Here is a 24,732-nt window from a genome sequence, read left to right as displayed (position 1 = left end):
GTGATTGCATGAACTGACCTCGCCGAAGAAACCCTGGGAGGGGACACCAAGACATGCTGAAGCCCGGCGCGGCCGCCGAAACGAAACCGGAGCTCGACAGAGCCACGGACGGCGATATCGAGGCGATCGTGAACGGCACCCATGGCGACCCGTTCGCGGTGCTCGGGCTCCAGCAGTCGGGCAAGGGCTTTCTTGCACGTTGTTTCATCCCGCATGCCGAGACCGTCACCGTCCACACGATTGAAGGCAAGGCGTGCGGCGATCTTGCCCGCCGCAACGATGCCGGTTTCTTCGAAGGCAAGCTGTCGATCCGCAAGCGCCAGCCGCTGCGTTATCTGGCAAAAAATGCCGGCGGCGACTGGTGGGTGACCGATGCCTACAGCTTCGGCCCGGTGCTCGGGCCGATGGACGACTACTTCATCTCTGAAGGCTCGCATCTCCGCCTGTTCGACAAGCTCGGCGCGCATCTGATTACGCATGAAGGCGCTGACGGCGTGCATTTCGCCGTCTGGGCGCCCAACGCGCACCGGGTTTCGGTGGTCGGCGACTTCAACGACTGGGACGGCCGCAGGCATCCGATGCGCCTGCGCCAGGACACCGGCATCTGGGAGATCTTCGTGCCCGACATCGGTCCGGGCCGGCCCTACAAGTTCGAGCTGATCGGGTCCCGCGGCGTCAGGCTGCCGCTCAAGGCCGATCCTTTCGCCATCCGCTCGGAACTGCGCCCGGCAACCGCCTCTGTGACCGACACGCCGCCGGCGCATGAATGGGGCGATGCCGAGCATCGCGCCCACTGGAAGTCGGCCGACCACAGGCGCGAGCCGATCAGCATCTATGAGGTCCATGCCGGCTCGTGGCAGCGCCGCGACGACGGCGGCTTCCTGTCCTGGGACGAGATGGCCGACCGGCTGATCCCTTATGCCGTCGACACCGGCTTCACCCATATCGAGTTCCTGCCGATCTCGGAACATCCCTACGACCCGTCCTGGGGCTACCAGACGACGGGGCTTTATGCGCCGTCCGCCCGCTTCGGTGAACCCGAAGGTTTTGCCCGCTTCGTCGACGGCGCCCATCGTGCCGGCATCGGCGTCATCCTCGACTGGGTGCCGGCGCATTTCCCCGTCGACGAACACGGACTGGCGCATTTCGATGGCACAGCACTCTACGAGCATGCCGACCCGCGCCAGGGCTTCCATCCCGACTGGAACACCGCGATCTACAATTTCGGCCGGCGCGAAGTGGTGTCGTTCCTGGTCAACAATGCCCTGTTCTGGGCAGAGAAATACCATGTCGACGGGCTGCGCGTGGATGCTGTGGCCTCGATGCTCTATCTCGACTACTCGCGCAAGGAAGGCGAGTGGATCCCCAACGAGTTCGGCGGCCGCGAGAACCTGGAGTCGGTGCGTTTCCTGCAGAAGATGAATGCGGCTGTCTATGGCGCCCATCCCGGTGTGATGACCATCGCCGAGGAATCGACCTCCTGGCCCAAGGTGTCGCAGCCGGTGCATGAAGGCGGGCTCGGCTTCGGCTTCAAATGGAACATGGGCTTCATGCACGACACGCTGGAGTACCTTGCCAAGGAGCCGGTGCATCGCAAGCATCATCACAACGAGATCACCTTCGGGCTGCTCTACGCCTTCAGCGAGAATTTCGTCCTGCCGCTGTCGCATGACGAGGTCGTGCATGGCAAAGGCACGCTGCTCGCCAAGATGGCCGGCGACGACTGGCAGAAGTTCGCGACTTTGCGCGCTTACTATGCCTTCATGTGGGGTTATCCCGGCAAGAAGCTCCTGTTCATGGGCCAGGAGTTTGCCCAGCGCGCGGAATGGAGCGAGGCAAGGGCGCTCGACTGGAACCTGCTCGACTTCGCCCCGCATCGCGGTGTCTGGCAGCTGGTGCGTGATCTCAACCAGCTCTACCGCTCGCGCCCGGCGCTGCATGCCCGCGACTGCGAGCCCGAAGGCTTCGAGTGGCTGATCGTCGACGATGCCGCGAATTCCGTCTTCGCCTGGCTGCGCAAGGCGCCTGGCGCTGCACCCATCGCCGTCATCTCTAGCTTCACGCCGGTTCTGCGCGACGGCTATCGCGTGCCGCTGCCAAAGGCAGGCACATGGCGGGAAATCTTCAACTCCGACGCGCTGGACTATGGCGGGTCGGGCAAAGGCAACAGCGGCATGGTCACCGCGCACCCGACGGATGGAGGAGGGGCAGCGGCTGTGCTGCTTCTGCCGCCGCTCGCGACGATCATGCTCGAATTTGTGGCGGACTGAGCAGGGAGGATGGCATGGAACTGAAGAGAAACCAGCCGCTGGCGCGCGATGCCATGGCCTATGTGCTTGCCGGCGGGCGCGGCAGCCGGCTCAAGGAACTGACCGACCGGCGCGCCAAGCCCGCGGTCTATTTCGGCGGCAAGACCCGCATCATCGATTTTGCGCTGTCCAATGCGCTGAACTCGGGCATTCGCCGCCTGGGCGTTGCCACCCAGTACAAGGCGCATTCGCTGATCCGCCACCTGCAGCGTGGCTGGAACTTCCTCAGGCCGGAGCGCAACGAGAGTTTCGACATCCTGCCTGCAAGCCAGCGCGTCTCCGAAACGCAGTGGTATGAAGGCACAGCGGATGCGGTCTACCAGAACATCGACATCATCGAGGCTTACGGCCCCGAATACATGGTCATCCTCGCCGGCGACCACATCTACAAGATGGATTACGAGCTGATGCTGCGCCAGCACGTCGACGCCGGCGCCGACGTCACCGTCGGCTGCCTCGAGGTGCCGCGCATGGAGGCGACCGGCTTCGGCGTCATGCATGTCGACAAGAAGGACAACATTATTTCCTTCATCGAAAAGCCGGCCGATCCGCCCGGCATCCCCGACAAGCCGGACTATGCGCTGGCCTCGATGGGCATCTATGTCTTCAAGACCAAGTTCCTGATGGAGCAGTTGCGCCGCGACGCCAACGAACCGGAATCGAGCCGCGACTTCGGCAAGGACATCATTCCCTACATCGTCCAGCACGGCAAAGCCGTCGCCCATCGTTTCGCCAAGTCCTGCGTGCGCTCGAGCATGGAAGGCGAGGCCTACTGGCGCGACGTCGGCACCGTCGACGCCTATTGGGAAGCCAATATCGACCTCACCGACATCACGCCCGAACTCGACCTCTATGATCGCGACTGGCCGATCTGGACCTATTCGGAACTGACGCCGCCGGCCAAGTTCGTCCATGACGAGGACGGCCGGCGCGGGTCCGCCATATCGTCACTGGTCTCGGGCGACTGCATCGTCTCGGGCGCCTCGCTGAAGCGCAGCCTGATCTTCACCGGCGCGCGCATCAATTCCTATTCGACGCTCGAGGATGTGGTGATGCTGCCGGCCTGCTATGTCGGCCGCAATGCGCGGCTCAAACGGGTCGTCATCGATCATGGCGTCCAGATACCGGAGGGACTTGTCGTCGGTGAGGATCCGGTGCTCGACGCCAAGCGTTTCCGCGTCTCGGAAAAAGGCATCTGCCTGATCACCCAGGACATGATCAACAGGCTGGAGTCGTAACCGGTGCAGGTGCTTTCGGTCACGCCCGAGATCTTCCCGCTGATCAAGACCGGCGGGCTGGCCGACGTCACCGGCGCCTTGCCGGCGGCACTTGCCGGGCTCGGCGTCGCCACCCGCAGCCTGGTGCCGGGTTATCCCGTGGTGATGAACGCGCTGAAGAAGAAAAAGACGGTTCATCACTACCCCGCCTTGCAAGGCGGCAAGGCAGCGCTCCATTCAGCCGAGATCGCCGGCCTCGACATGCTGGTGCTCGACGCGCCGCATCTGTTCGACCGGCCCGGCGGACCCTATGGCGACGTCACCGGTGCCGATTGGCAGGACAATTGGCGGCGCTTTGCAGCACTCGGCCGTGTCGGCGCCGACATCGCTGCGGGTGTGGTCAAGGACTACAGGCCCGACATCGTGCACGCCCATGACTGGCAGTCGGCGATGACGCTTGCCTATATGCGTTATGGCGAGGCGGCTGATGTGCCGTCTGTCATGACGGTGCACAACCTCGCCTTCCAGGGGCAGTTCGGCGCCAGCATCTTTGCCGGCCTCGGCCTGCCGCAGCAGGCGATGGCGCTCGACGGCGTCGAATATTATGGCGGCGTCGGCTTCCTCAAGGCCGGCCTGCAGGCAGCGTGGGCGATCACCACCGTCAGCCCGACCTACGCCCAGGAAATTCGCACTCCGGCCTTCGGCATGGGGCTCGACGGGCTGATCAACCTGCGCTCGCCCGACCTTTACGGCATCGTCAACGGCATCGACGACGACATCTGGAACCCGGAGACCGACACCCATCTTGCGGCCACCTACACGTCCAAGAGCCTGAAGGGGCGCAAGGCCAACAAGCGGGCGATCGAAGAGCGCATGACGCTCGATCGTGACGACGGTCCGATCTATTGCGTCGTCAGCCGCCTGACCTGGCAGAAGGGCATCGACATTCTTTCGACCATCATCGATCCGGTGGTCGCCTCCGGCGCGCGGCTGGCGATACTGGGCTCGGGCGATGCCGGGCTGGAAGGCGCGCTTCTCGCCGCTGCCGCCCGCCATCGCGGCCGTGTCGGCGTCGTCATCGGTTATGACGAGGGCCTGTCGCATCTGCTGCAGGGCGGCGCCGACGGTATCCTGATCCCGTCGCGTTTCGAGCCATGCGGCCTGACCCAGCTTTATGGCCTGCGTTATGGCTGCGTGCCGATCGTCGCGCGCACCGGCGGGCTGGCCGATACCGTCATCGACGCCAACGAGGCAGCGGTTGCGGCCGGCGTCGCCACCGGTTTCCAGTTCGCGCCCGAAGACGCCGGCGCCTTCCACCACGCCATATCGAGGGCCAATGCGCTGCATGCCGAGCCGGCAGTCTGGGCGGCAATCCAGAAGCAGGGCATGAAGTCGGATGTATCCTGGGACCGCAGCGCCCAGAAATATGCCGCACTTTACCGCATGCTTCTCTCAAAAAGGGATGCCTGAATGATTCGCACCGTCGCCACCACGCCCTATACCGACCAGAAGCCCGGCACGTCGGGCCTGCGCAAGAAGGTGCCGGTCTTCCAGCAGCCGAACTATGCCGAGAACTTCATCCAGTCGGTGTTCGATTCGCTCGAAGGTTTCGCCGGCAAGACGCTGGTCGTCGGCGGCGACGGCCGCTTCTACAATCGCGAGGTGATCCAGAAGGTCATCGCCATGGCGGTGGCCAACGGCTTCGGCCGCGTCGTTGTCGGGCAGGGCGGCATCCTGTCGACGCCGGCGGCCTCCAACCTGATCCGCAAACGCAAGGCCTTTGGCGGGCTGATCCTGTCGGCCAGCCACAATCCCGGCGGCCCGCACGAGGATTTCGGCATCAAGTACAATGCCGAAAACGGCGGTCCGGCGCCGGAGAAGATGACCGATGCGATCTATGCCCGCAGCAAGGTCATTTCGGCCTACAGGATCGCCGACATCGGCGCTGTCGATCTCGACAAAACAGGCACCTTCGAGGTCGGCGGCATGAAGGTCGAGGTCGTCGACCCCGTCACCGACTATGCCGAGTTGATGGAGACTTTGTTCGATTTCGACGCCTTGCGCGCCCTGTTCAAGTCGGGCTTCCGCATGCGTTTCGACGCCATGCACGCGGTGACGGGCCCCTACGCCAAGGAGATCCTCGAGCGCCGCCTCGGCGCTGCCGAGGGCACCGCCCGCAACTTCGTGCCGCTGGAGGATTTCGGCGGCCACCATCCCGATCCGAACCTGGTCCACGCCAAGCATCTCTATGACGAGATGATGGGGCCTGATGCGCCTGATTTCGGCGCCGCTTCGGACGGCGACGGCGACCGCAACCTGATCATCGGCCGCGGCATCTTCATCACGCCGTCGGATTCGCTGGCGATGCTGGCGGCCAACGCCCATCTCGCGCCGGGCTACAAGGCCGGCCTCAAGGGCATCGCCCGCTCGATGCCGACCAGCGGTGCCGCCGACCGGGTTGCCGAGAAGCTCGGCATCGGCATGTACGAGACGCCGACCGGCTGGAAGTTCTTCGGCAATCTGCTCGACGCCGGCATGGCGACGATCTGCGGCGAGGAGAGTGCCGGCACCGGTTCAGACCATGTCCGCGAGAAGGACGGGCTGTGGGCGGTGCTTTTGTGGCTCAACATTCTTGCCGTGCGCGGCGAGAGCGCCAAGGACATCGTCGCCAAGCATTGGGCGACCTATGGCCAGAACTATTATTCGCGCCATGACTATGAAGAGGTCGAGACCGACAAGGCCAATGCGCTGGTCGACGCCCTGCGCGGCAAGCTGGCGTCGCTGCCGGGAACCAGCGTTCAGGGCATGAAGATCGCCAGTGCCGACGACTTTGCCTACAACGATCCTGTCGACGGCTCGGTGAGCAGGAACCAGGGCATCCGCGTGCTGTTCGAAGGCGGTTCGCGTGTCGTCTTCCGCCTGTCGGGCACCGGCACCTCGGGCGCCACCTTGCGCGTCTATATCGAGCGCTACGAACCCGATCCGGCGCGGCACGGGCAGGACACGCAGGCCGCACTTGCCGACCTGATCAAGGCCGCCGACGACATCGCCGGCATCCGCAGCCACACCGGCCGCGACAAGCCGAGCGTGATTACGTGAAATGGTCGATTTCGGCTGAGCTCCCCCCTCGTGGGGGAGATGTCCGGCAGGACAGAGGGGGGCAACGTAGAGCGCTTTCCTCCGACGTTTGCCGGACGAGCCTGCTCCCTGTCCGGAGAGGTCGCGATCCTTCGCGCCCCCCTCTGTCCTGCCGGACATCTCCCCCACAAGGGGGGAGATTGGCTGGCCGCACCGGTGCTGCCCGATGATCCAGGGTCGCAGCACCCCGGCTCTCGGCGCGACGGTAACCGATGACGGTATCCGTTTTGCCGTCTGGTCCGGCGCCGCCGAACGCATCTGGGTGTCTGTCTACGACGCCGACGGCAAGGCGGAGACGGCCCGGCTGGAAATGCCCCGCAGTGACGACGGCGTTTTCGCCCTTGATGTCCCGGGACTGGGCGCAGGCACCCGCTACGGCTTTCGCGCCGACGGGCCATATGCGCCCGACAATGGCTTGTGGTTCGATCCCGACAAGCTGCTGGTCGATCCTTATGCGCTCAGGCTCGACCGGTCCTATCGCTATGACGGCCGGCTTGCGGCCCCGAGGGGGCAGGGCGGCGACAGTGCCGGGCTGATGCCTAAGGCTGTGGCCGAGAGGCTGCCCATCGTGCCGCACGCAGCATCGGCGTTTCGGCCGGGCGGGTTGATCTACGAGGTGCCGGTCCGCGCCTTCACCCTGCGCCATCCCGATGTGCCCAAGCGCCTGCGCGGCACCATCCGGGCGCTGGCCGAGCCTGTCATCATCGACCATCTGTTGAAGATCGGCGTGTCGGCGGTCGAGCTGATGCCGGTGACGGCGACGATGGACGAACGCCACTTGCCGCGCCTCGGCCTCAGCAATGCCTGGGGCTACAATCCGGTGACCTTCATGGCGCTCGACCCGCGCCTGGCGCCCGGCGGCCTGGCCGATCTCAGCGAGACGACGGCGGCACTGCATGCCGCCGGCATCGGCGTGATCCTCGACCTGGTCTTCAACCACACCGCCGAAAGCGATGAATTCGGGCCGACCCTGTCGCTGCGCGGCTTGGACAATGGCGCCTACTATCGTCCGGCGGTCGACGATCCCGGCCGTTATGCCAACGACACCGGAACCGGCAACACGCTCGCCTGCGACCATCCGGTGGTCGGGGAACTCGTGCTCGATAGCTTGCGGCATTTCATCGTCCACGCCGGCATCGACGGCTTCCGCTTCGATCTCGCGCCGGTGCTGGGGCGGGTCGGCGGTGAATTCAGTGCTGACGCACCGTTGTTGCAGGCGATGCGGCGGGACCCCGTTATCGGCGACCGCGTCCTGATCGCCGAACCCTGGGACATCGGCCACAACGGCTACCGGCTTGGCGGCTTTCCCCCGGAGTTTCTCGAATGGAACGACCGCTACCGCGACGACGTCAGGCGTTTCTGGCGCGGCGACCGCGGTTTGGTCGGCGCGCTGGCGACACGGCTCGCCGGATCCTCCGACAGCTTCGGCGGCGGGGCGCAGACGCGGACGGTGAACTTCATTGCCGCCCATGACGGCATGACGGTCGCCGACCTCGTCCGCTACGAGCGCAAGCACAACGAGGCCAATGGCGAACACAACCACGACGGCCACAACGAGAACTTTTCCTGGAACAACGGCGTCGAGGGCGAGAGCGGCGATCCCGAGATATCGGCCGAGCGCAGTCGCGATATCAGCGCCTTGCTGGCGACGCTGTTTGCCTCGCGTGGCGCCATCATGCTGACGGCGGGAGACGAATTCGGCCGGAGCCAGCGCGGCAACAACAATGCCTACGCCCAGGACAACGAACTGACCTGGCTCGACTGGGCCGAGCGTGACGTCGCCCTGGAGGACTTCGTTGCTGAACTTGGCAAGCTGAGGCGAGAGGTGCCGGCGCTGGCGCAAGTCGGCTTCCTCAGCGGCGCAGTCCCTGATGGCGCGCAGGTGGCGGACGTCGAATGGCTGACCGAGGCCGGCCGGGCGATGAGCGACGCCAACTGGCATGAACCCGACCGTCACCGCCTGACGATGCTTCTGGGCAATGGTGCCGCAGAGGGCGGCCGGCTTGCCGTCATGATCAACGGCGCGCGGCGCGATGTCCATTTTGCCCTGCCTGCGCGTTCGGCCTTCGAATGGCGACAGGCGATGGCCGGGGCACATCCGGGCGGCGGGCGTTTTGCCGTGCCGGCGCGCAGCGTTTCATTTGCGATCGAACGGCCTCAGGCCGAAAGCCCAGGAGATCAGCCATGACCCAGCAATCCGGTGCCGACTGGTGGCGCGGCTGCGTCATTTACCAGGTCTATCCGCGCTCGTTCCAGGACAGCACCGGCGACGGCAGCGGCGATCTCGCCGGCATCACCAGGCGCCTGCCGCATATCGCCTCGCTGGGCGTCGATGCGGTCTGGCTGTCGCCCTTCTTCAAGTCGCCGATGGCCGACATGGGCTACGACGTCTCCGATTATTGTGACGTCGATCCGATGTTCGGCACGCTCGCCGACTTCGACGCGATGATATCGGAGGCGCACCGCCTCGGGCTGAAGATCATCATCGACCAGGTGCTGTCGCACTCGTCCGACAAGCATCCCTGGTTCGTCGAAAGCCGGATGAGCCGCGACAATCCCAAGGCCGACTGGTATGTCTGGGCCCAGCCCAAGCCCGACGGCACCGCGCCGAACAACTGGCTGTCGATCTTCGGCGGTCCGGGCTGGGAGTGGGATTCGACGCGCAAGCAATATTACCAGCACAATTTCCTCGCCTCGCAGCCGGATCTCAACTTCCACAATCCCGAAGTGCAGGCAGCGCTTCTGGAAACGGTTCGCTTCTGGCTCGATCGGGGGGTCGACGGCTTCCGGCTCGACACGGTGAATTTCTACGTCCACGACAAGTGGCTGCGCGACAACCCGCCCTTGGCGAAAAGCGTTGCCGGCGAGAACGAGGAAGCCAATCCCTACGAGTACCAGGACCATCTGTTCGACAAGACGCGGCCGGAAAACATCGCCTTTCTCGAGCGCTTTCGCGCCGTGCTCGACGAATATGGCAGTCGCAGTTCGGTCGGTGAGGTCGGCGACGGCGAGCGCTCGCTGCAGACGGTGGCGGCCTACACCTCGGGCGGCGACAAGCTGCATATGTGCTACACATTCGACCTGCTTGGCCCGAAATTCTCCGCCGCCCACGTCCGCAAATGCATTGCCGATTTCGAGGCGGCGGTGACCGACGGCTGGGTCTGCTGGGCCTTCTCCAACCATGACGTCATCCGCCATGTCACGCGCTGGACGCGGCCCGGCGGCGACCCGGAGGCGGTGGCCAAATTCTCCATTGCCCTGCTTGCCTGCCTGCGCGGTTCGATCTGCATCTACCAGGGCGAGGAGCTTGGTCTTGAAGAAGCCGACGTTGCTTTCGAAGACTTGCGCGATCCTTACGGCATCCGCTTCTGGCCGGGTTACAAGGGCCGCGACGGCTGCCGCACGCCGATGGTGTGGGAGGCCCAGGCAGAGCAGGGTGGCTTCTCCGACGGCAAGCCCTGGCTGCCGATTTCGGCTGCCCATCGTGCCCTGGCGGTCGACCGCCAGCAGCGCGACGCGGAATCAGTTCTGTGTCGTTACAGGGCGGTGCTCGCGGCGCGCAGGACGCTTCCGCCACTTATCCACGGCTCGATTGAGCTGCTGGAAACCAAGGGCGACGTGCTCGCTTTCCTGCGTGAGGAAGGGGCCGAACGGCTGCTGTGCGTGTTCAATTTTTCCGAGAAAGCGGCGTCATGGCCAGTTCCGGCAAGGCTTGGCGGCTTGAGCCCGGTGCCGTTTCCCGGAGCTTTGGGTGAAGTCGAAAAAGACCGTATCACCTTGGCGCCGCTCGATTACTTTATCGGGCGCTTAGTTTGAACTCGCTCAAGTTGACTTTAGGTGAGCACGAGTCGTGTTGAAAATAAAAATTGTCGTGTCTAGTGTCAGCCACCGCTGGCGGTAGGGAGCTGCCGGCTCGCTCAACGAAACCGGACAGATCCGGCATTCGGGCGCTAACCAGGCGAGGCCGTGTTTACGGGGAACACGCCTATTTGGGAGAAGTAACACATGCTGAAGAACATGCTGAAAGCGACAGTGTTCGCTACGACGCTTGCGCTGTCTGCTGGAGCGTTGTCCGTTCCGGCTTTTGCGGAGGTCGTCTTCAATCGCGGCAATTCGGCCGATCCGGAATCGCTGGATCCGCACAAGACATCGACGGTCTATGAAGCCCACATCCTGCGCGACCTGTTCGAAGGTCTTGTCATGCAGGACCAGAATGCCGAAATCATTCCGGGTGCAGCCGAGAGCTGGACCGTTTCGGACGACGGCACCGTCTACACCTTCAAGCTCCGTCAGGGCGCTACCTGGTCGGATGGCAGCCCGGTTACCGCCGAAGACTTCGTCTACTCCTTCCGCCGCCTCGAGGATCCGGCCACCGGCGCCGAATATGCTTCGATGCTCTATGTCGTGAAGAACGGCGAAGAAGTGAACACCGGCAAGGCCAAGCCCGAAGAACTCGGCGTCAAGGCAGTCGATGCCAACACCTTCGAAGTGACCCTCAAGGCACCGACCCCATACTTCCTCGAAATGCTGACGCACCAGTCGACCTATCCGGTCAACAAGGCCGCCATCGACAAGCTCGGCGCCGATTGGATCAAGCCGGGCAACCTGGTTTCCAACGGCGCGTTCACGCTCGCTGAATTCGTCCCGAACGATCACATCAAGCTGGTCAAGAACCCGAAGTTCCATGACGCCGCCAATGTGAAGCTCGACGCCGTCAACTACTTCCCGACGGAAGACCGCTCGACCGCCATCAAGCGCTTCGAGGCTGGCGAACTCGACAGCAACGACGATATCCCGACCGAGCAGATGGCTGACCTGAAGGCCAAATTCGGCGATCAGCTGCGTATCGGCGCCTATCTCGGCACCTACTACTACGCGATCAAGACGGACAAGGCGCCGTGGGACAATGTCGAGCTGCGCAATGCAGTGTCGATGGCCATCGACCGCGACTTCCTGGCCGAGAAGGTCTGGCAGAACTCGATGATCCCCGGCTACTCGATGGTGCCGCCCGGTATCGAAGGCTACACTTCGGCACTGGCGACCTTCGCCGACAAGTCGCAGATCGACCGCGAGGATGAAGCCAAGAAGGTTCTCGAGAAGCTCGGCTACGGCCCCGACAAGCCGCTGAAGATGGAAATCCGCTACAACACGTCGGAGAACCACAAGAACACGGCAGTCGCGATCCAGGAGCAGCTCAAGCCGCTCGGCATCGAGGTGACGCTGCTCAACACCGACACCAAGACCCACTACGGTCATCTCGAGCAGAAGGGTGACTTCGACGTCGCTCGTGCGGGCTGGATTGCCGACTACAAGGATCCGGAAAGCTTCCTCGGCATCTCGCGCAAGGCTTCCGGCAACAACTACTCGAACTACAATAGCCCAAAGTTTGAGGAGGCCATGAACAAGGCAGCCGCCGCTGGCGGCAAGCCGGAAGAACGCCTGAAGGAAATGGCGGCAGCAGAACGCATCTTGATCGATGATGTCGGCCAGATCCCGCTGCTCTACTACAGCTACAAGAACCTCGTTTCGCCGAAGATCAAGGGCTTCGACGAGAACGTCATGGACGTTCATCCTTCACGCTTCGTCAGCAAGGACTAGTCCCGGCTCTGCCGCCGCCCCTGAAAAAGGGGGCGGCGGTCCCGGCTAACCTGCGAAGGCGTGGTAGCTATGTTTCTCTATGTATTCAGGCGGCTTCTGACCGCCATTCCGACGATGTTCGTCATCGTCACGCTGGCCTTCTTCCTGATCCGCGTCGCTCCGGGCGGCCCATTCAATCAGGAGCGCGGACTCAGTCCCGAGATCAAGGCCAATCTTGAGGCCCAATTCGGTCTTAATGATCCGATCTGGCTGCAATACGTCAACTATCTCAAGAACCTGCTGCACGGTAACTTCGGGCCCAGCTACAACCTGCCTGACTTCACCGTCACCGAGCTGTTCGCCAATGGCCTGCCGATCTCGGTTCAGCTGGGCCTGTCGGCTCTTGTCCTGGCGCTTGCCGTCGGAACGGTGCTTGGTATCGTCGCAGCCCTCAACCAGAACAAGCTTGGCGACTATTCGGTGATCGCACTCGCCACTGCAGGCAGCACGATCCCGACCTTCGTCATTGCCCCTGTGATCCAGCTGCTGTTCGGCCTGACCTGGAAGCTGCTGCCGATCGGCGGTTGGGGCGATGGGGCATGGATCAACAAGATCGGCCCGATCCTGACTTTGTCACTGCCGCAGATCGCCATCGTGGCGCGCCTGATGCGCGGTTCGATGATCGAGTCGCTGCGTTCCAACCACATCCGGACGGCGCGTGCGCTTGGCCTGTCCGACTGGTCGGTGGTGGTCAAACACGCACTGCGTGGCGCTGTCCTGCCCATCGTGTCTTATGCGGGCCCGGCGGCGGCGGCATTGCTCACCGGTTCGATCATCGTCGAGACGATCTTCGCCATTCCCGGTATAGGCCGCTACTTCGTCGATGCGGCACTCAACCGCGACTACACGCTGGTCATGGGCACGGTGGTGGTGATTGCGCTGTTTACGATCGCCTTCAACCTGATCGTCGACATCCTCTATGCCTTCTTCGATCCGCGGGTCCGCTATGACTGATACAGCCATTTCAGCGCCCGTCGTCGGGCGATCGCTCTGGGGCGATGCGTGGGCACGCCTCAAGGCCAACAAGGCTGCGATGTTCAGCCTTTTCTACCTGATCGCCATGGCGACCGTCTGCATCGTCGGACCGTTCTTCGTGCCGCATCAGTACACGACGATCTACGCCGACTATGTCCGGACGCCGCCAAGTCTCTCGGCCTATCCCAAGCCGGAAATGATCGAGACCGCCATGAACGACGCCGTCAAGCGCATGCGTGTCGACGTCAAGGAATGGCGCCAGGAAGGCGAACGGGTGTTCATCACCGTGACGTCGAGCAAACCGCTCGACGAGCGCAACATCCGCTATCTCGACCGTTCCGACACCTTCGATGACGGCAAGCTCGAAAGCACCTCTGCCGATGGGCTGACGGCGGTGATGAGCGCCTCGATCAAGCAGCAGTACTTCCTGTTCGGCACCGACAACACCGGCCGCGACCTGCTGTCGCGAACGCTGATGGCGGGCCGCATCTCGCTGGCGATCGGCCTTCTGGCCGGCATCGTCGCCGTGGTCATCGGGGTCATCTATGGCGCCACTGCCGGCTTCATGGGCGGCAAGACCGACGAGGTGATGATGCGCATCGTCGACGTGCTCTATTCGCTTCCCTTCATCTTCTTCGTCATCATGCTGGTCGTCTTCTTCGGGCGAAACTTCGTGCTGATGTTCCTGGCTGTGGGGGCGGTGTTGTGGCTCGACATGGCGCGCATCGTGCGTGGCCAGGCCTTGTCGATCCGCCGGCAGGAATACGTCCAGGCGGCCGAAGCGCTCGGCGTCCGCTCGCGCGGCATCGTGCAGCGTCACGTCATCCCCAATCTGCTTGGACCTGTCGTCATCTACATGACGCTGCTGGTGCCGCAGGTCATCATCCTGGAGAGCTTCCTGTCGTTCCTGGGGCTCGGCGTGCAGGAGCCGATGACGAGCTGGGGCGTGCTGATCTCCGTGGGCGCCAAGAACATCGGTACCGCCAACTGGCTGCTGTTGTTCCCGGCCTTCTTCCTGGTCTCGACGCTGTTCGCGCTGAACTTCATCGGCGACGGCCTGCGTGACGCTCTCGATCCGAAGGACAGGTGAGATGGCTGGAGAAACAATCCTATCGGTCAAGGACCTGCGCGTCCGCTTCCGCACGCTCGACGGCGTGGTGGAGGCGGTGAAGGGCATCCACCTTCACGTCGACGCCGGCGAGACGGTTGCCGTGGTCGGTGAATCCGGCTCCGGCAAGAGCCAGACGATGATGGCGGCGATGAGCCTGCTGGCATCCAATGGCGAGGCCACAGGCGCTGTCGACTACCGCGGCAAGAACCTGCTGACACTCGGCAAATCGGAACTCAACAAGGTCCGTGGCCGCAAGATCAGCATGATCTTCCAGGAGCCGATGACCTCGCTCGATCCGCTCTACACCATCGGCAACCAGCTGATGGAACCGATCCGCAAGCATCGCGGCTTGAGCGGGGCGGCAGCGCGCGCCGAAGCCCTCAGGCTGCTCGAACTGGTCAAGATTCCCGACCCCGAGCGGCGCCTGAAATCCTATCCGCACGAAATGTCGGGCGGCCAGCGCCAGCGCGTGATGATCGCCATGGCGCTGGCCAACGACCCCGACATCCTGATCGCCGACGAGCCGACCACTGCACTCGACGTGACGATCCAGGCGCAGATCCTGACCCTGCTGGCCGAACTGCAGCGCAAGCTCGGCATGGCCATCGTCTTCATCACCCATGACCTCGGCATCGTCCGGCGCTTTGCCGACCGTGTCTATGTCATGCGCTATGGCGAGGTGGTGGAGGAGGGCAAGGCCGACGAGCTGTTTGCCAATCCGCAGCACGACTACACCAAGATGCTGCTGGCAGCCGAGCCGACCGGTCGTAAGGCGCCGCCTGCCGCCAATGCGCCGATCCTGCTCGAAGGGCGCAATGTCGAGGTCGAGTTCAAGATCGGCGGCGGCTTCCTTGCCGGCCCGCCGATGCTATTGCGGGCGGTCGACCGCATCTCGATCATGCTCAAGCAGCGCCAGACGATCGGCATCGTCGGTGAATCGGGATCGGGCAAGTCGACGCTGGGCCGGGCTCTGCTCCGGCTGTTGCCGAGCCAGGGAACGATCCGCTTCGGCAACAAGGATCTGTCCAAGGCCGACCGTGCCGACATGCGCCCGCTGCGGCGGGAGCTTCAGCTCGTTTTCCAGGATCCGTTCGGCTCCTTGTCGCCGCGCATGACGGTGGGCCAGATCATCACCGAAGGCCTTCTGGTGCACGAGCCGTCGCTGTCGTCCAAGGAACGCGACAACAGGGCGGTGGAGGCCCTGCGTGAAGTCGGGCTATCCCCCGAAACACGCAACCGCTATCCGCACGAGTTCTCCGGCGGCCAGCGCCAGCGCATCGCCATTGCGCGCGCGATGATCCTCAAGCCCAAGGTCGTCGTGCTCGATGAGCCGACCTCGGCGCTCGACCGATCGGTGCAGAAGCAGATCGTCGAGCTTTTGCGCAAGCTGCAGGCCGACCACGATCTGTCCTACCTGTTCATCAGTCACGATCTGGCCGTGGTGCGCGCCATGTCGGACTACATCATCGTGATGAAGCAGGGAAAGATCGTCGAGGAGGGGCCGACCGAGGAGATCTTCGGGGCGCCGCGTGAAGCCTACACCAAGACCCTGATGGCGGCGGCGATCGACGAGACGAAGTTCCGCCAATCGGCCTGACGGTTTGGCAGCCTGACGGCTTTGGCAGGCCACAGCCTGGTGAAAAACAGCAACAGGCCCGGAGACGTCAGTCTCCGGGCCTGTTCGCGTTCAGAGCACCAGAACGGAGCGGCCGCAGTTGACGCCGTGAACCCGCACATCGGCTTCGCCGACCTTTACGCCGACCAGCGTCAGGACGTTGTAAAGCAGCCCGTCGATGGGGGCGGTCACGCCTGACAGCAGCCCGACGATGGCGGTCTTGACCGCGGCGTCTGTCGGCACGAACAGGCCGAGGCCAAGGCCCAGCACCTTGAGATCGACATCCAGCGTCAGCCCGCTCAACAGCGAGGCGGTCAGCGACTGCGTCAGGTTGCGTGTCGACACCGACTTGACCCGGCGTGCGTCGATGTCGCTCTTGTTGAACGTAAGGGCCTGCGGCGTCATGTTGCCGATCCGCACATTCGCGGCACCCTTGACGTCGACGGTCAGCACGTTGAGGCCGACCGGGTTGAGCTTGACCAGCTGCGCGGGCTGCACCACGGGCCTCTTGGTAAAGACCCTGAGTTCCTCCGGGTTGATGTCGCCGAGCCAGATCTCGGCGACGCCGGGCTGGGCGTCGACCGTGACGATCGCGCTTGCCGGCTTGCCGGTGGGACAGGAAACGCTTTTCAACTGGGCCTCGGCATAGGCCAACTCGACATAGAGCGGCACGCGCACCGACCCGCCCAGCACGCTGTCGACCAATCCCCCGGTGCCGCCAACGGTGACGACGAGTTGCAGCCTTGTCTGCGCCGTACGCACGATCTTGCCCGGCTCGCCGACCGCAAACCAGCTGTATCCTTGCGGTGGTTCGCCGATGGCGACGTTCAGCTTGACGCCGAGCAGACCCGGCACGCCGGCGCCAAGGTCGACGGCGACCTGGTTCTTGCCGTTGGCGATGGCGGCTGCAGCGCTGACCAGTTCCATGATGCCGACATCGGCGTCCAGCCCGGCGGCGCCACGACCCGTCGACAGTTTGCCGATCGCGCCGAGGTCGATGTAATTCTTGAGCGGTACCTTGAGCGAACCGGGGATGTGAGAGCCCAGAAGCTTGTTCAAGGCGATGTCGGCGTCCCTGTCCTTGTTGACCGTTGCCAGAGCCGACAGTATCTGCCCGACGCTCGCTTCAGCCTGCAGCACCTCATTGTAGGTACCCGCCGTCAGGTTCAATCCGGTTTTCAGCGCATCGATGAACTGCAGCGCGTTGACGTCGGCCCCCAGTAGCGCGTTGTAGTCCATCACATTGAGCGAAAGCGTCGTACCCAGCAGGCCGCCAAGAAGGCTGTTGAGCAGGCCGCCATTGAGGCTGGCAAGCCTGGAGCCCACGGAGAAGGCGGCTTCCGCCGGCGCGGTCGCGACCGCTGTGGTGACAATCTTGCGCTCACCGATCAGCGCATTGGCGAAAAAGGTCGTGCCGTCCTTGGAATAGGTGACGCGCACGGCGTTTGGCGGCGCTGCACCGACGACGAAGCGCGCGTCGACTGCGACAGTGGGGTCGGCGGCATAGCGCCCCTTTTCGACGAGCACGCGCTTGTAACCGACAGTGAGTGTTTGAGGGGTGGAGCCGTCAACCAGGACGACGTTGTTCTGACGATTGTTGTTGAACACCTTCAGCACCGCGGCATCGGCCTTGGCGATGTTGCCGGCGGCATAGATTGCTGCAAGATCGGTAATCGACTGGGCTTCGCGGCGCTCGACATAAAGCGAGCCTTCGTCGACTGCCAGTGCAGCCGTGGCAAGGCCGATCGGCAGCGACAGCGCGAACATGGTCGCCATGTTGCCTTTTCGCGCGCGCCGGAACTCGGACAGTCTGTTCAGGATTGCCGTAAACATTCAGATGCCCCCCACCCGAATTGTCGAACTGCGTTTGATGGTCTGCTCCGGCATTGGCAGCATTGTCAGCAGATTCCAGATCGGAAGCTGGCGGGCGTCGTAGCTCAAGGAGACGACGAACTGTTCGCTGTCATTGGCGCTGTCCTTGGCGTCTACTGTCAGTTTTGTCTTGTCGATGAGGACGTAGCCGTCGCCGTTGAGATCGATGTATCGCTGTGCGAGCGTCTTGCGCTCGGCTTCGTTGAGCCCGCCGATGGCGGTGCGGGCTGCGTCGGCTGCCATCTGCTGGACGGAATGCAGGGCGCCGAAGTAAATTCCGTAAGCGATCATTCCAAACACAAGCAGGATGAAGACCGGTGCGACAATTGCAAATTCGATTGCTGATGTGCCGGATCGGGACTGCAGGAACCCGCTACTATCGGGGGGCCTTATGCGGATCAGTGTCCTTGCCCATCTTTCCAAGTGCTTGATCCGCTCGGTAAAGGACTTGGATGCGTCTGCGCCCAGCTTGCGGCGGTGTCTGAGAACACGCGAGCCCCCTGGATTTCTGGTCGTCGCAAGCGACGCCATCCTGCGGAAATATTGTTTGTATGCAAAGTATTTATTCTCACTCATATGCCACCTGTTTGGCCACTGCCAAGATCATCCGCCTCGCTACCAGAGATGAACTAGATTAGTACCAGAGTGGTCCCAGAAGATTATCGATTTGCTAATGTGCTTGCAGGTTGTGGCGAACGGCCAAGAGAATCTGAATCTCGACAGTAAAATCCGACTAAAATGATCTTGTTTTGTATGAGGTCAGACGGATTTTGTTAGAATACCGTGGTCGCAGGAAGTTTTCGCCAAGCGACAGCAAGAAGAATACAACCCTCGATTGATGAGATCGGGTTTGGCAATCGTTGTCGCGAAGCTGGTGGCCCGGAAAGCGGGTTGTTCACGCCGTCTTTCGGTTCGGGACGAAGGTTGATCCTGGCCGGTCGCAGCGCGAAAGGCGTGGCGCTTTGCGGCTTCAGTCTAAAGAATTGGGAATTCGGGATTTTTCTGGTCGGAGTGGCAGGATTCGAACCTGCGACCCCATCGTCCCGAACGATGTGCGCTACCAGGCTGCGCTACACTCCGTGACCAGTGGGCGGGCTTATAGCTGCCGCTTTTGCTTCCTGCAAGCGCCAAAGGTTCGACTGGCGCAATTTTTCGCAAGTGAGTAATCTTGTTGTGCTTTTAAGCCTTTTTGCTGCCGTGGCGGGAGGGGACAGTGCCCCGATCTTGCGGTATTCGATGCCGAACAGAATCTATGCGCAGCATGGCGCCGGAGTGCAGTCGTGAATTTCAAGCCAGTCGCCCAAGCATCTCCCAATACGTTCGAATTCGAGACGCTCGCACTGGTCAAGCCGACCGGCTTTCGCGAATACGATGCGCGCTGGTGGTTCGGCCATCCGAGCTCGCCCAAGGAGCCGGAACTCAATCTGATCGGCGTCCAGGCGCTGGGCATGGGCATCGGCACGTTGATCCGGCGTCTCGGCGCCGGACCCGACATCGTCGTCGGCCACGATTTCCGCTCTTACTCGATGTCGATCAAGCTGGCGCTGGTGTCAGGTCTTCAGGCGGCGGGCGCACGGGTCAAGGATATCGGCCTGGCACTGTCGCCGATGGCCTATTTCGCCCAGTTCGCGCTCGACACGCCGTCGGTCGCCATGGTCACCGCCTCGCACAACGAGAACGGCTGGACCGGCGTGAAGATGGGCGCGCAGCGGCCGCTGACCTTCGGCCCGGACGAAATGTCGGCGCTCAGGGAAATCGTGCTCAATGGCGACTTCGACCTGACCGGCGGCGGCTCCTATGAGTTCGTGCCCGATTTCCGCAAGACCTATATCGACGACCTGGTGGCCGGCAAACGCATCACCCGCAAGCTGCGCGTCGTCGCCGCCTGCGGCAACGGCACGGCAGGGGCGTTTGCGCCGGAAGCGCTCGAGCGCATCGGCTGCGAGGTCATCCCGCTCGATATCGAGCTCGACCATTCGTTCCCACGCTACAACCCCAACCCCGAGGACATGCAGATGCTGCATGCGATCAGGGACAAGGTGCTGGAAACAGGCGCCGATGTCGGGCTCGGCTTCGACGGCGACGGCGACCGCTGCGGCGTGGTCGACAATGAGGGCAACGAGATATTTGCGGACAAAGTCGGCGTCATGCTCGCGCGTGACATCTCGGCGCTCCATCCGAACGCGACCTTCGTCGTCGACGTGAAATCCACCGGCCTGTTCAACACCGACACCGTGCTGGCCGCCAATGGCGCCAAGACCGACTACTGGAAGACGGGCCACTCCTATCTCAAGCGCCGCGTCGCCGAAGTGGGCGCCATCGCCGGCTTCGAGAAGTCTGGCCATTTCTTCTTCAACCCGCCGATCGGCCGCGGTTATGACGACGGCATCGTCACCGCGATCGCCGTCTGCCAGATGCTCGACCGCAGCCCCGGCAAGTCGATGGCCGATCTCTATCGCGACCTGCCGCTGACCTATGGCACGCCGACAATGTCGCCGCATTGCGACGACGAGCTGAAATATGGCGTCGTCGACAAGGTCGTTGCCGATTTCGAGGCGATGAAGCGCAATGGCGATATCTTCGCCGGACAGAAGATCGTCGATCTCGTCACCGTCAACGGCGTGCGTGTCGTTGCCGAGGACGGCACCTGGGGGCTGGTTCGCGCCTCCTCCAACAAGCCGGAACTGGTCGTGGTGGTGGAAAGCCCGGTGTCGTCGGAGCGTCGGCGTGAGATGTTCGAGGCGGTTGACGCGGTGCTGCGGCGCAATCCGTCCGTCGGCGCCTACAACCAGACCTTCTGAGGGGGAGCGGGCATGGCCGAGAGGATCGTCAGTTTTGTCATGAGCGGCGGCGTCGGCTCCCGGCTCTGGCCGCTGTCGCGCGAGGACAACCCCAAACAGTTCCATGACCTGTCGGGCGACGGCTCGATGCTGGTCAAGACGCTGAAGCGGCTTGCCGCGCGCGACGAAGGCGAAACGCCGATCTATCTGATCGCGTCCGAGCGCCATGCCGAACGGGTGCGCGCCGATCTCGCGGCGATCGATCTTGCCGGCGGCGGCGCGATCTTCGAGCCGACGGGCCGCAACACGGCTGCGGCCGTGGCGATTGCCGCACTGCAGACGATCAAGGCTTATGGCGACGGCACCGTGCTGGTGGTGCCTTCGGACCACGAAATCTCGACGCAGCGCCAGTTCTGGGAAACCGTCGAAAACGGGGTGCCGGCAGCCGTGGCCGGCCGGATGGTGGTGTTCGGTATCCGCCCGACCGCACCCGAGACGGGTTACGGCTACATCGAGGCCGGTGCCGAAGGCGGCGGCGTTTCCGACGTCACCCGCTTTGTCGAAAAGCCCGACCTCAAGACGGCCGAAGGTTATCTCGCCGCCGGCAACTTCTTCTGGAATGCCGGCATCTTCCTGTTCAAGGCCAGCGCCATGCGCGCCGCCTTCCTCAAGCACCAGCCTGACATCTGGCAGAAGGCCGAAGCAGCCTTTCAGTCCCAGACCAGCGACCTCTCCGGCGTCTACATGCCGCTGGATCTCTACCAGGACATCCCGTCCAACTCGATCGACTACGCCATCATGGAGCGTGTCGACGGCATCGCCATGGTGCCGGCAAGTTTCCGCTGGAACGATCTCGGGTCGTGGCAGTCGCTGCTCGACGTCAGCCCCTCCGACAAGGACGGCAACGTCATCGTCGGCGATGTCGTCGCCATCGACTGCGAGAATTCCTATCTGCGCGGCGAAGGCCGCCTGCTTTCGGCCATCGGTCTGAAGGACGTCGCCATCGTCTCGACCTCGGACGCGACCTTCGTCGCCCCGGTCAGCCACAGCCAGAACGTCAAGAAGATCGTCGAGCAGCTCGAAAAGAGCGGCCGGCTGGAGACCAAGTTCACGCCGGCGCATGGCCGTGTCATCGCCAACGGCGCCTGGCGTCGGCGGGTGCAGCATTGGCTGATGGACGAGACGCTGCCGCTGTGGTCGACATCGGGTGTCGACGAGCAGTTCGGTGGCTTCTACGAGGCACTGGGCTTCGACGCCAGGCCATTGGCCAAGCCCAAGCGCATGCGCACCATGGCGCGACAGGTCTATGCCTTTGCGGTGGCCAAGCAGCGCGGCTGGGATGGCAGGGCCGACCAACTGATCGACCACGGCATCCGCTTCATGGCCGACAAAGGCCGCACCGAACGCGGTGGCTGGGTGCGGACGCTGAACCCTGACGGCAGCGTGCTCGATCCGGTCGAGGACGCCTATGATCACGCCTGCGTGCTCCTGGCGCTGGCCCATGCGCATCGCTCGGGCAATGCCGAGGCGCTGGTGCTGGCCACCGAAACATTCGCCTTCCTCGACAAACACCTCGAGGACGAGCGCATGACCGGCTTCATGGAAAGCCCTGATGGCGAGGGCGTGCGCCGCTCCAACCCGCACATGCATCTGCTGGAGGCGTTTCTCGCCTGGCACGCGGTGACGGGTGAACGCGCCTATCTCAGGCGCGCCGCGCGCATCATCGATCTGTTCCGCAGCCACTTCTTCGAGGTCGACAGCTGGACGCTGGGCGAGTTCTTCGACCGCGACTGGCATCCGGCACCTGGCGAAAAGGGCCAGTGGACCGAACCCGGGCATCACTTCGAATGGGCCTCGCTGCTTGTCGATTTTGCCGACAAGAGCGGCCAGAAGGATCTCGTCGCCTTCGGCCGCAAGCTCTATGCCTCGGCAGTCGCCAACGGCCTCAACCGTGCGACGGGGCTGGCCTATGGCGCGGTGTCGCGGCAGGGCCTGCCGCTCGACAGCATCTCGCGCAGCTGGCCGCAGACCGAGGCGATCAAGGCGGCCGTGGCGCTCGACGGCACCGGCGGCCCCGATCTCAAGCCCGAGATCGAAGCACGTGTCGGCCGCCTGTTCCGCTGGCACATCGACCCCGCACCGCAGGGCCTGTGGATCGACCAGATCGACGAGCGCGGCCGCTCCTTGGCCAAGGAAGTGCCGGCCAGCATCTTCTACCATCTGGTGACGGCGCTGACGCAGTATCTCGACAAGACCGAGGACGTCGCGCACTGACTTCGAACCAACAAAAAAGCCGAGCCGGCCAATTGGCCGGCTTTTGCTATTCAGGCGATGCGAGGCGGCTTGAGCGCCGCGGTTGTTGCTGGCCCTTGGTCCGCTGCCCCTCATCCCCCTGCCGGGATCTCCCCGTAAACGGGGAGAAGAGGGCTGGCCGCGACGCTGCCGCTTCTTCCTTCTCCCCGTTTACGGGGAGAAGGCGCCCGAAGGGTGGAGGAGGGGCCGCGCCGACACCTCCAAGCATCCCCAATTTTCAGCTCAGCGGCACACCAAGCCAGCCCGGCAACGAGGCCAAGCTTCAGTACGGGCTCGCGACGTCGCCCGTTTCGACATAGACCGTCTTGAGCTGCGAATAGTGCGACAGGGCGGCGAGCGAGTTCTCGCGGCCGATGCCCGATTGCTTGGCGCCGCCGAAGGGGATTTCGACCGGCGTCAGATTGTAGGCGTTGATCCAGCACGTCCCGGCCTTGAGTTCGCCGATCATGCGATGGCCGCGCGCAATGTCCTTGGTGAAGACGCCGGCGGCGAGGCCGAATTCGGTGTCGTTGGCGCGGGCGATGACCTCGTCCTCGCGGTCGAAGGACAGCACGCTCATGACCGGGCCGAATATCTCCTCGCGGGCGATGCGCATGGTGTCCTTCACACCGGTGAACACGGTCGGCTCGACGAAGAAGCCGCCTTCGAAGCCCTGCAGTGAGGGCACTCCACCACCACAACGCAACTCGGCACCTTCGCCTTTGCCGACGCCGATGTAATCGAGAACCTTGTCGTGCTGGGCCTTGCTGACCAGCGGGCCCATCTGCGTCTCGGGGTCGAGCGGGTCGCCGATACGGATCGACTTGGTGCGCTCGACCAGCCGTTCGACGAAACGATCGTGCAGGCCTTTCTGGACAAAGACGCGCGTGCCGTTGGAGCAGACCTGGCCGGTCGAGTAGAAATTGCCGAGCATCGCGCCGCCGACGGCGTTTTCGAGATCGGCGTCGTCGAAGACGATGATCGGCGACTTGCCGCCGAGCTCCATCGTCGCGTGTTTCATATGCGAGCCGGCGAGCGACAACACCTTCTTGCCCGTCGGCACCGAGCCGGTGAGCGAAATCTTGTCGACGACCGGATGCGCGGCGAGTGCCGCGCCGACATCGCCGTAACCCTGGACGACATTGAACAGCCCGTCAGGCAGGCCGGCTTCGGTGTAGATTTCGGCCAGCGCAAGAGCGGACAGGGGCGTGTTCTCAGACGGCTTGAACACCATGGCATTGCCCATGGCGAGCGCGGGTGCCGACTTCCAGCCGGCGATCTGGATCGGGTAGTTCCAGGCGCCGATGCCGACGCAGACGCCGAGCGCCTCGCGCCTGGTGTAGGCGAAGGGGCCGCCGAGATCGACATAGTCGCCGTTGAAGGCAGCGACCGCACCGGCGAAATATTCGAGACAGTCGGCGGCGGAGGCGGCGTCGGCCACCAGCGTTTCCTGGATAGCCTTGCCGGTGTCGAGCGTCTCGATGCGCGACAGCTCCTCATTGCGGGCGCGCAGTATGTCGGCGGCACGGCGCAGGATGCGGCCGCGCTCGATGGGCTTCAGCCGTGCCCAGGCCGGCTGCGCCTCGCGCGCGGCCTCGATCGCCAGCTCGACGATGTTGGGTGTTGCCGACCGCAGCTCGGCAATGGTCTCACCGGTTGCCGGATAGATGACCGGGATCGATGCTCCACGCTCGTCGTCGATGTAGCGGCCGTTGACATAATGCGAGGCTTTGGGCTGGGCGCGCATGCGTTTGCTCCAGTTGTCTATTCGATGGTCCGGCGGGTA

The 24,732-nt window shown here is 63.6% G+C and carries 15 protein-coding genes and 1 tRNA gene; 12 read left to right on the top strand and 4 right to left on the bottom strand.

Annotated features, from left to right (window positions below):
• The first annotated feature begins 53 nt into the window (after positions 1 to 53).
• From glgB to N7E70_RS23595, 10 genes are all read left to right on the top strand, one after another.
• Positions 54 to 2,270: a 1,4-alpha-glucan branching protein GlgB gene (gene glgB, locus N7E70_RS23640; RefSeq protein WP_263007799.1), complete on the top strand. Its 2,217-nt coding sequence runs from the start codon at positions 54 to 56 to the stop codon at positions 2,268 to 2,270.
• 14 nt (positions 2,271 to 2,284) lie between these two features.
• Entirely contained in the window at positions 2,285 to 3,547 is a 1,263-nt protein-coding gene (gene glgC, locus N7E70_RS23635) for a glucose-1-phosphate adenylyltransferase (protein WP_067964427.1), read from the top strand.
• Between the two features lie 3 nt (positions 3,548 to 3,550).
• Positions 3,551 to 4,996: a glycogen synthase GlgA gene (gene glgA / locus N7E70_RS23630; protein ID WP_067964425.1), complete on the top strand. Its 1,446-nt coding sequence runs from the start codon at positions 3,551 to 3,553 to the stop codon at positions 4,994 to 4,996.
• A complete protein-coding gene (locus tag N7E70_RS23625) occupies positions 4,997 to 6,625 on the top strand; it encodes an alpha-D-glucose phosphate-specific phosphoglucomutase (protein WP_067964423.1) in 1,629 nt (542 codons plus the stop codon). It begins immediately after the preceding gene.
• 205 nt (positions 6,626 to 6,830) lie between these two features.
• Positions 6,831 to 8,852 carry a glycogen debranching protein GlgX gene (glgX, locus tag N7E70_RS23620; RefSeq protein ID WP_154385967.1) on the top strand — a complete coding sequence of 674 codons (2,022 nt, stop codon included), beginning with the start codon at positions 6,831 to 6,833 and terminating at the stop codon, positions 8,850 to 8,852.
• Positions 8,849 to 10,480, top strand: coding sequence for a beta-galactosidase BglA (bglA, locus tag N7E70_RS23615; protein ID WP_154385966.1), 1,632 nt, complete (start codon positions 8,849 to 8,851; stop codon positions 10,478 to 10,480). Before glgX ends, bglA begins: the two co-directional genes overlap by 4 nt.
• Positions 10,481 to 10,669: 189 nt before the next feature.
• Positions 10,670 to 12,262 carry a peptide ABC transporter substrate-binding protein gene (locus N7E70_RS23610; protein WP_067964419.1) on the top strand — a complete coding sequence of 531 codons (1,593 nt, stop codon included), beginning with the start codon at positions 10,670 to 10,672 and terminating at the stop codon, positions 12,260 to 12,262.
• A 69-nt stretch (positions 12,263 to 12,331) separates the two neighbouring features.
• Entirely contained in the window at positions 12,332 to 13,255 is a 924-nt protein-coding gene (locus tag N7E70_RS23605) for an ABC transporter permease subunit (protein WP_067964417.1), read from the top strand.
• Entirely contained in the window at positions 13,248 to 14,366 is a 1,119-nt protein-coding gene (locus tag N7E70_RS23600; protein ID WP_067964415.1) for an ABC transporter permease, read from the top strand. The genes N7E70_RS23605 and N7E70_RS23600 overlap by 8 nt, the downstream gene beginning before the upstream one ends.
• 1 nt (position 14,367) lies before the next feature.
• On the top strand, positions 14,368 to 15,984 hold the full coding sequence (locus tag N7E70_RS23595; RefSeq protein ID WP_067964413.1) for an ABC transporter ATP-binding protein: 1,617 nt from the start codon (positions 14,368 to 14,370) through the stop codon (positions 15,982 to 15,984).
• A gap of 90 nt (positions 15,985 to 16,074) precedes the next feature.
• On the opposite strand, the gene N7E70_RS23590 is transcribed toward N7E70_RS23595, so the two are convergent.
• From N7E70_RS23590 to N7E70_RS23580, 3 genes are all read right to left on the bottom strand, one after another.
• Positions 16,075 to 17,778 (bottom strand): pilus assembly protein TadG-related protein, encoded by a 1,704-nt coding sequence (locus tag N7E70_RS23590; protein ID WP_185910190.1) that lies wholly within the window; start codon positions 17,776 to 17,778, stop codon positions 16,075 to 16,077.
• Between the two features lie 57 nt (positions 17,779 to 17,835).
• Positions 17,836 to 18,450: a TadE/TadG family type IV pilus assembly protein gene (locus tag N7E70_RS23585; RefSeq protein WP_331461846.1), complete on the bottom strand. Its 615-nt coding sequence runs from the start codon at positions 18,448 to 18,450 to the stop codon at positions 17,836 to 17,838.
• Positions 18,451 to 18,877: 427 nt separating this feature from the next.
• Positions 18,878 to 18,954 (bottom strand) — tRNA-Pro (locus tag N7E70_RS23580).
• 200 nt (positions 18,955 to 19,154) lie between these two features.
• On the opposite strand from N7E70_RS23580, the gene N7E70_RS23575 reads away from it, so the two are divergent.
• Together N7E70_RS23575 and N7E70_RS23570 are read left to right on the top strand one after the other, a co-directional pair.
• A complete protein-coding gene (locus tag N7E70_RS23575) occupies positions 19,155 to 20,675 on the top strand; it encodes a phosphomannomutase/phosphoglucomutase (RefSeq protein ID WP_185910188.1) in 1,521 nt (506 codons plus the stop codon).
• A gap of 12 nt (positions 20,676 to 20,687) precedes the next feature.
• On the top strand, positions 20,688 to 22,928 hold the full coding sequence (locus N7E70_RS23570; RefSeq protein ID WP_263007798.1) for a mannose-1-phosphate guanylyltransferase/mannose-6-phosphate isomerase: 2,241 nt from the start codon (positions 20,688 to 20,690) through the stop codon (positions 22,926 to 22,928).
• Positions 22,929 to 23,229: 301 nt separating this feature from the next.
• Here N7E70_RS23570 and betB read toward each other — a convergent pair whose 3' ends face one another.
• Positions 23,230 to 24,693 (bottom strand): betaine-aldehyde dehydrogenase, encoded by a 1,464-nt coding sequence (gene betB, locus N7E70_RS23565; RefSeq protein WP_263007797.1) that lies wholly within the window; start codon positions 24,691 to 24,693, stop codon positions 23,230 to 23,232.
• Positions 24,694 to 24,732 lie beyond the last annotated feature (39 nt).

The organism is Aminobacter sp. NyZ550 (assembly GCF_025628925.2).
Lineage (GTDB): Bacteria > Pseudomonadota > Alphaproteobacteria > Rhizobiales > Rhizobiaceae > Aminobacter > Aminobacter ciceronei.
This window is presented reverse-complemented; position numbering and strand designations above follow the sequence as displayed.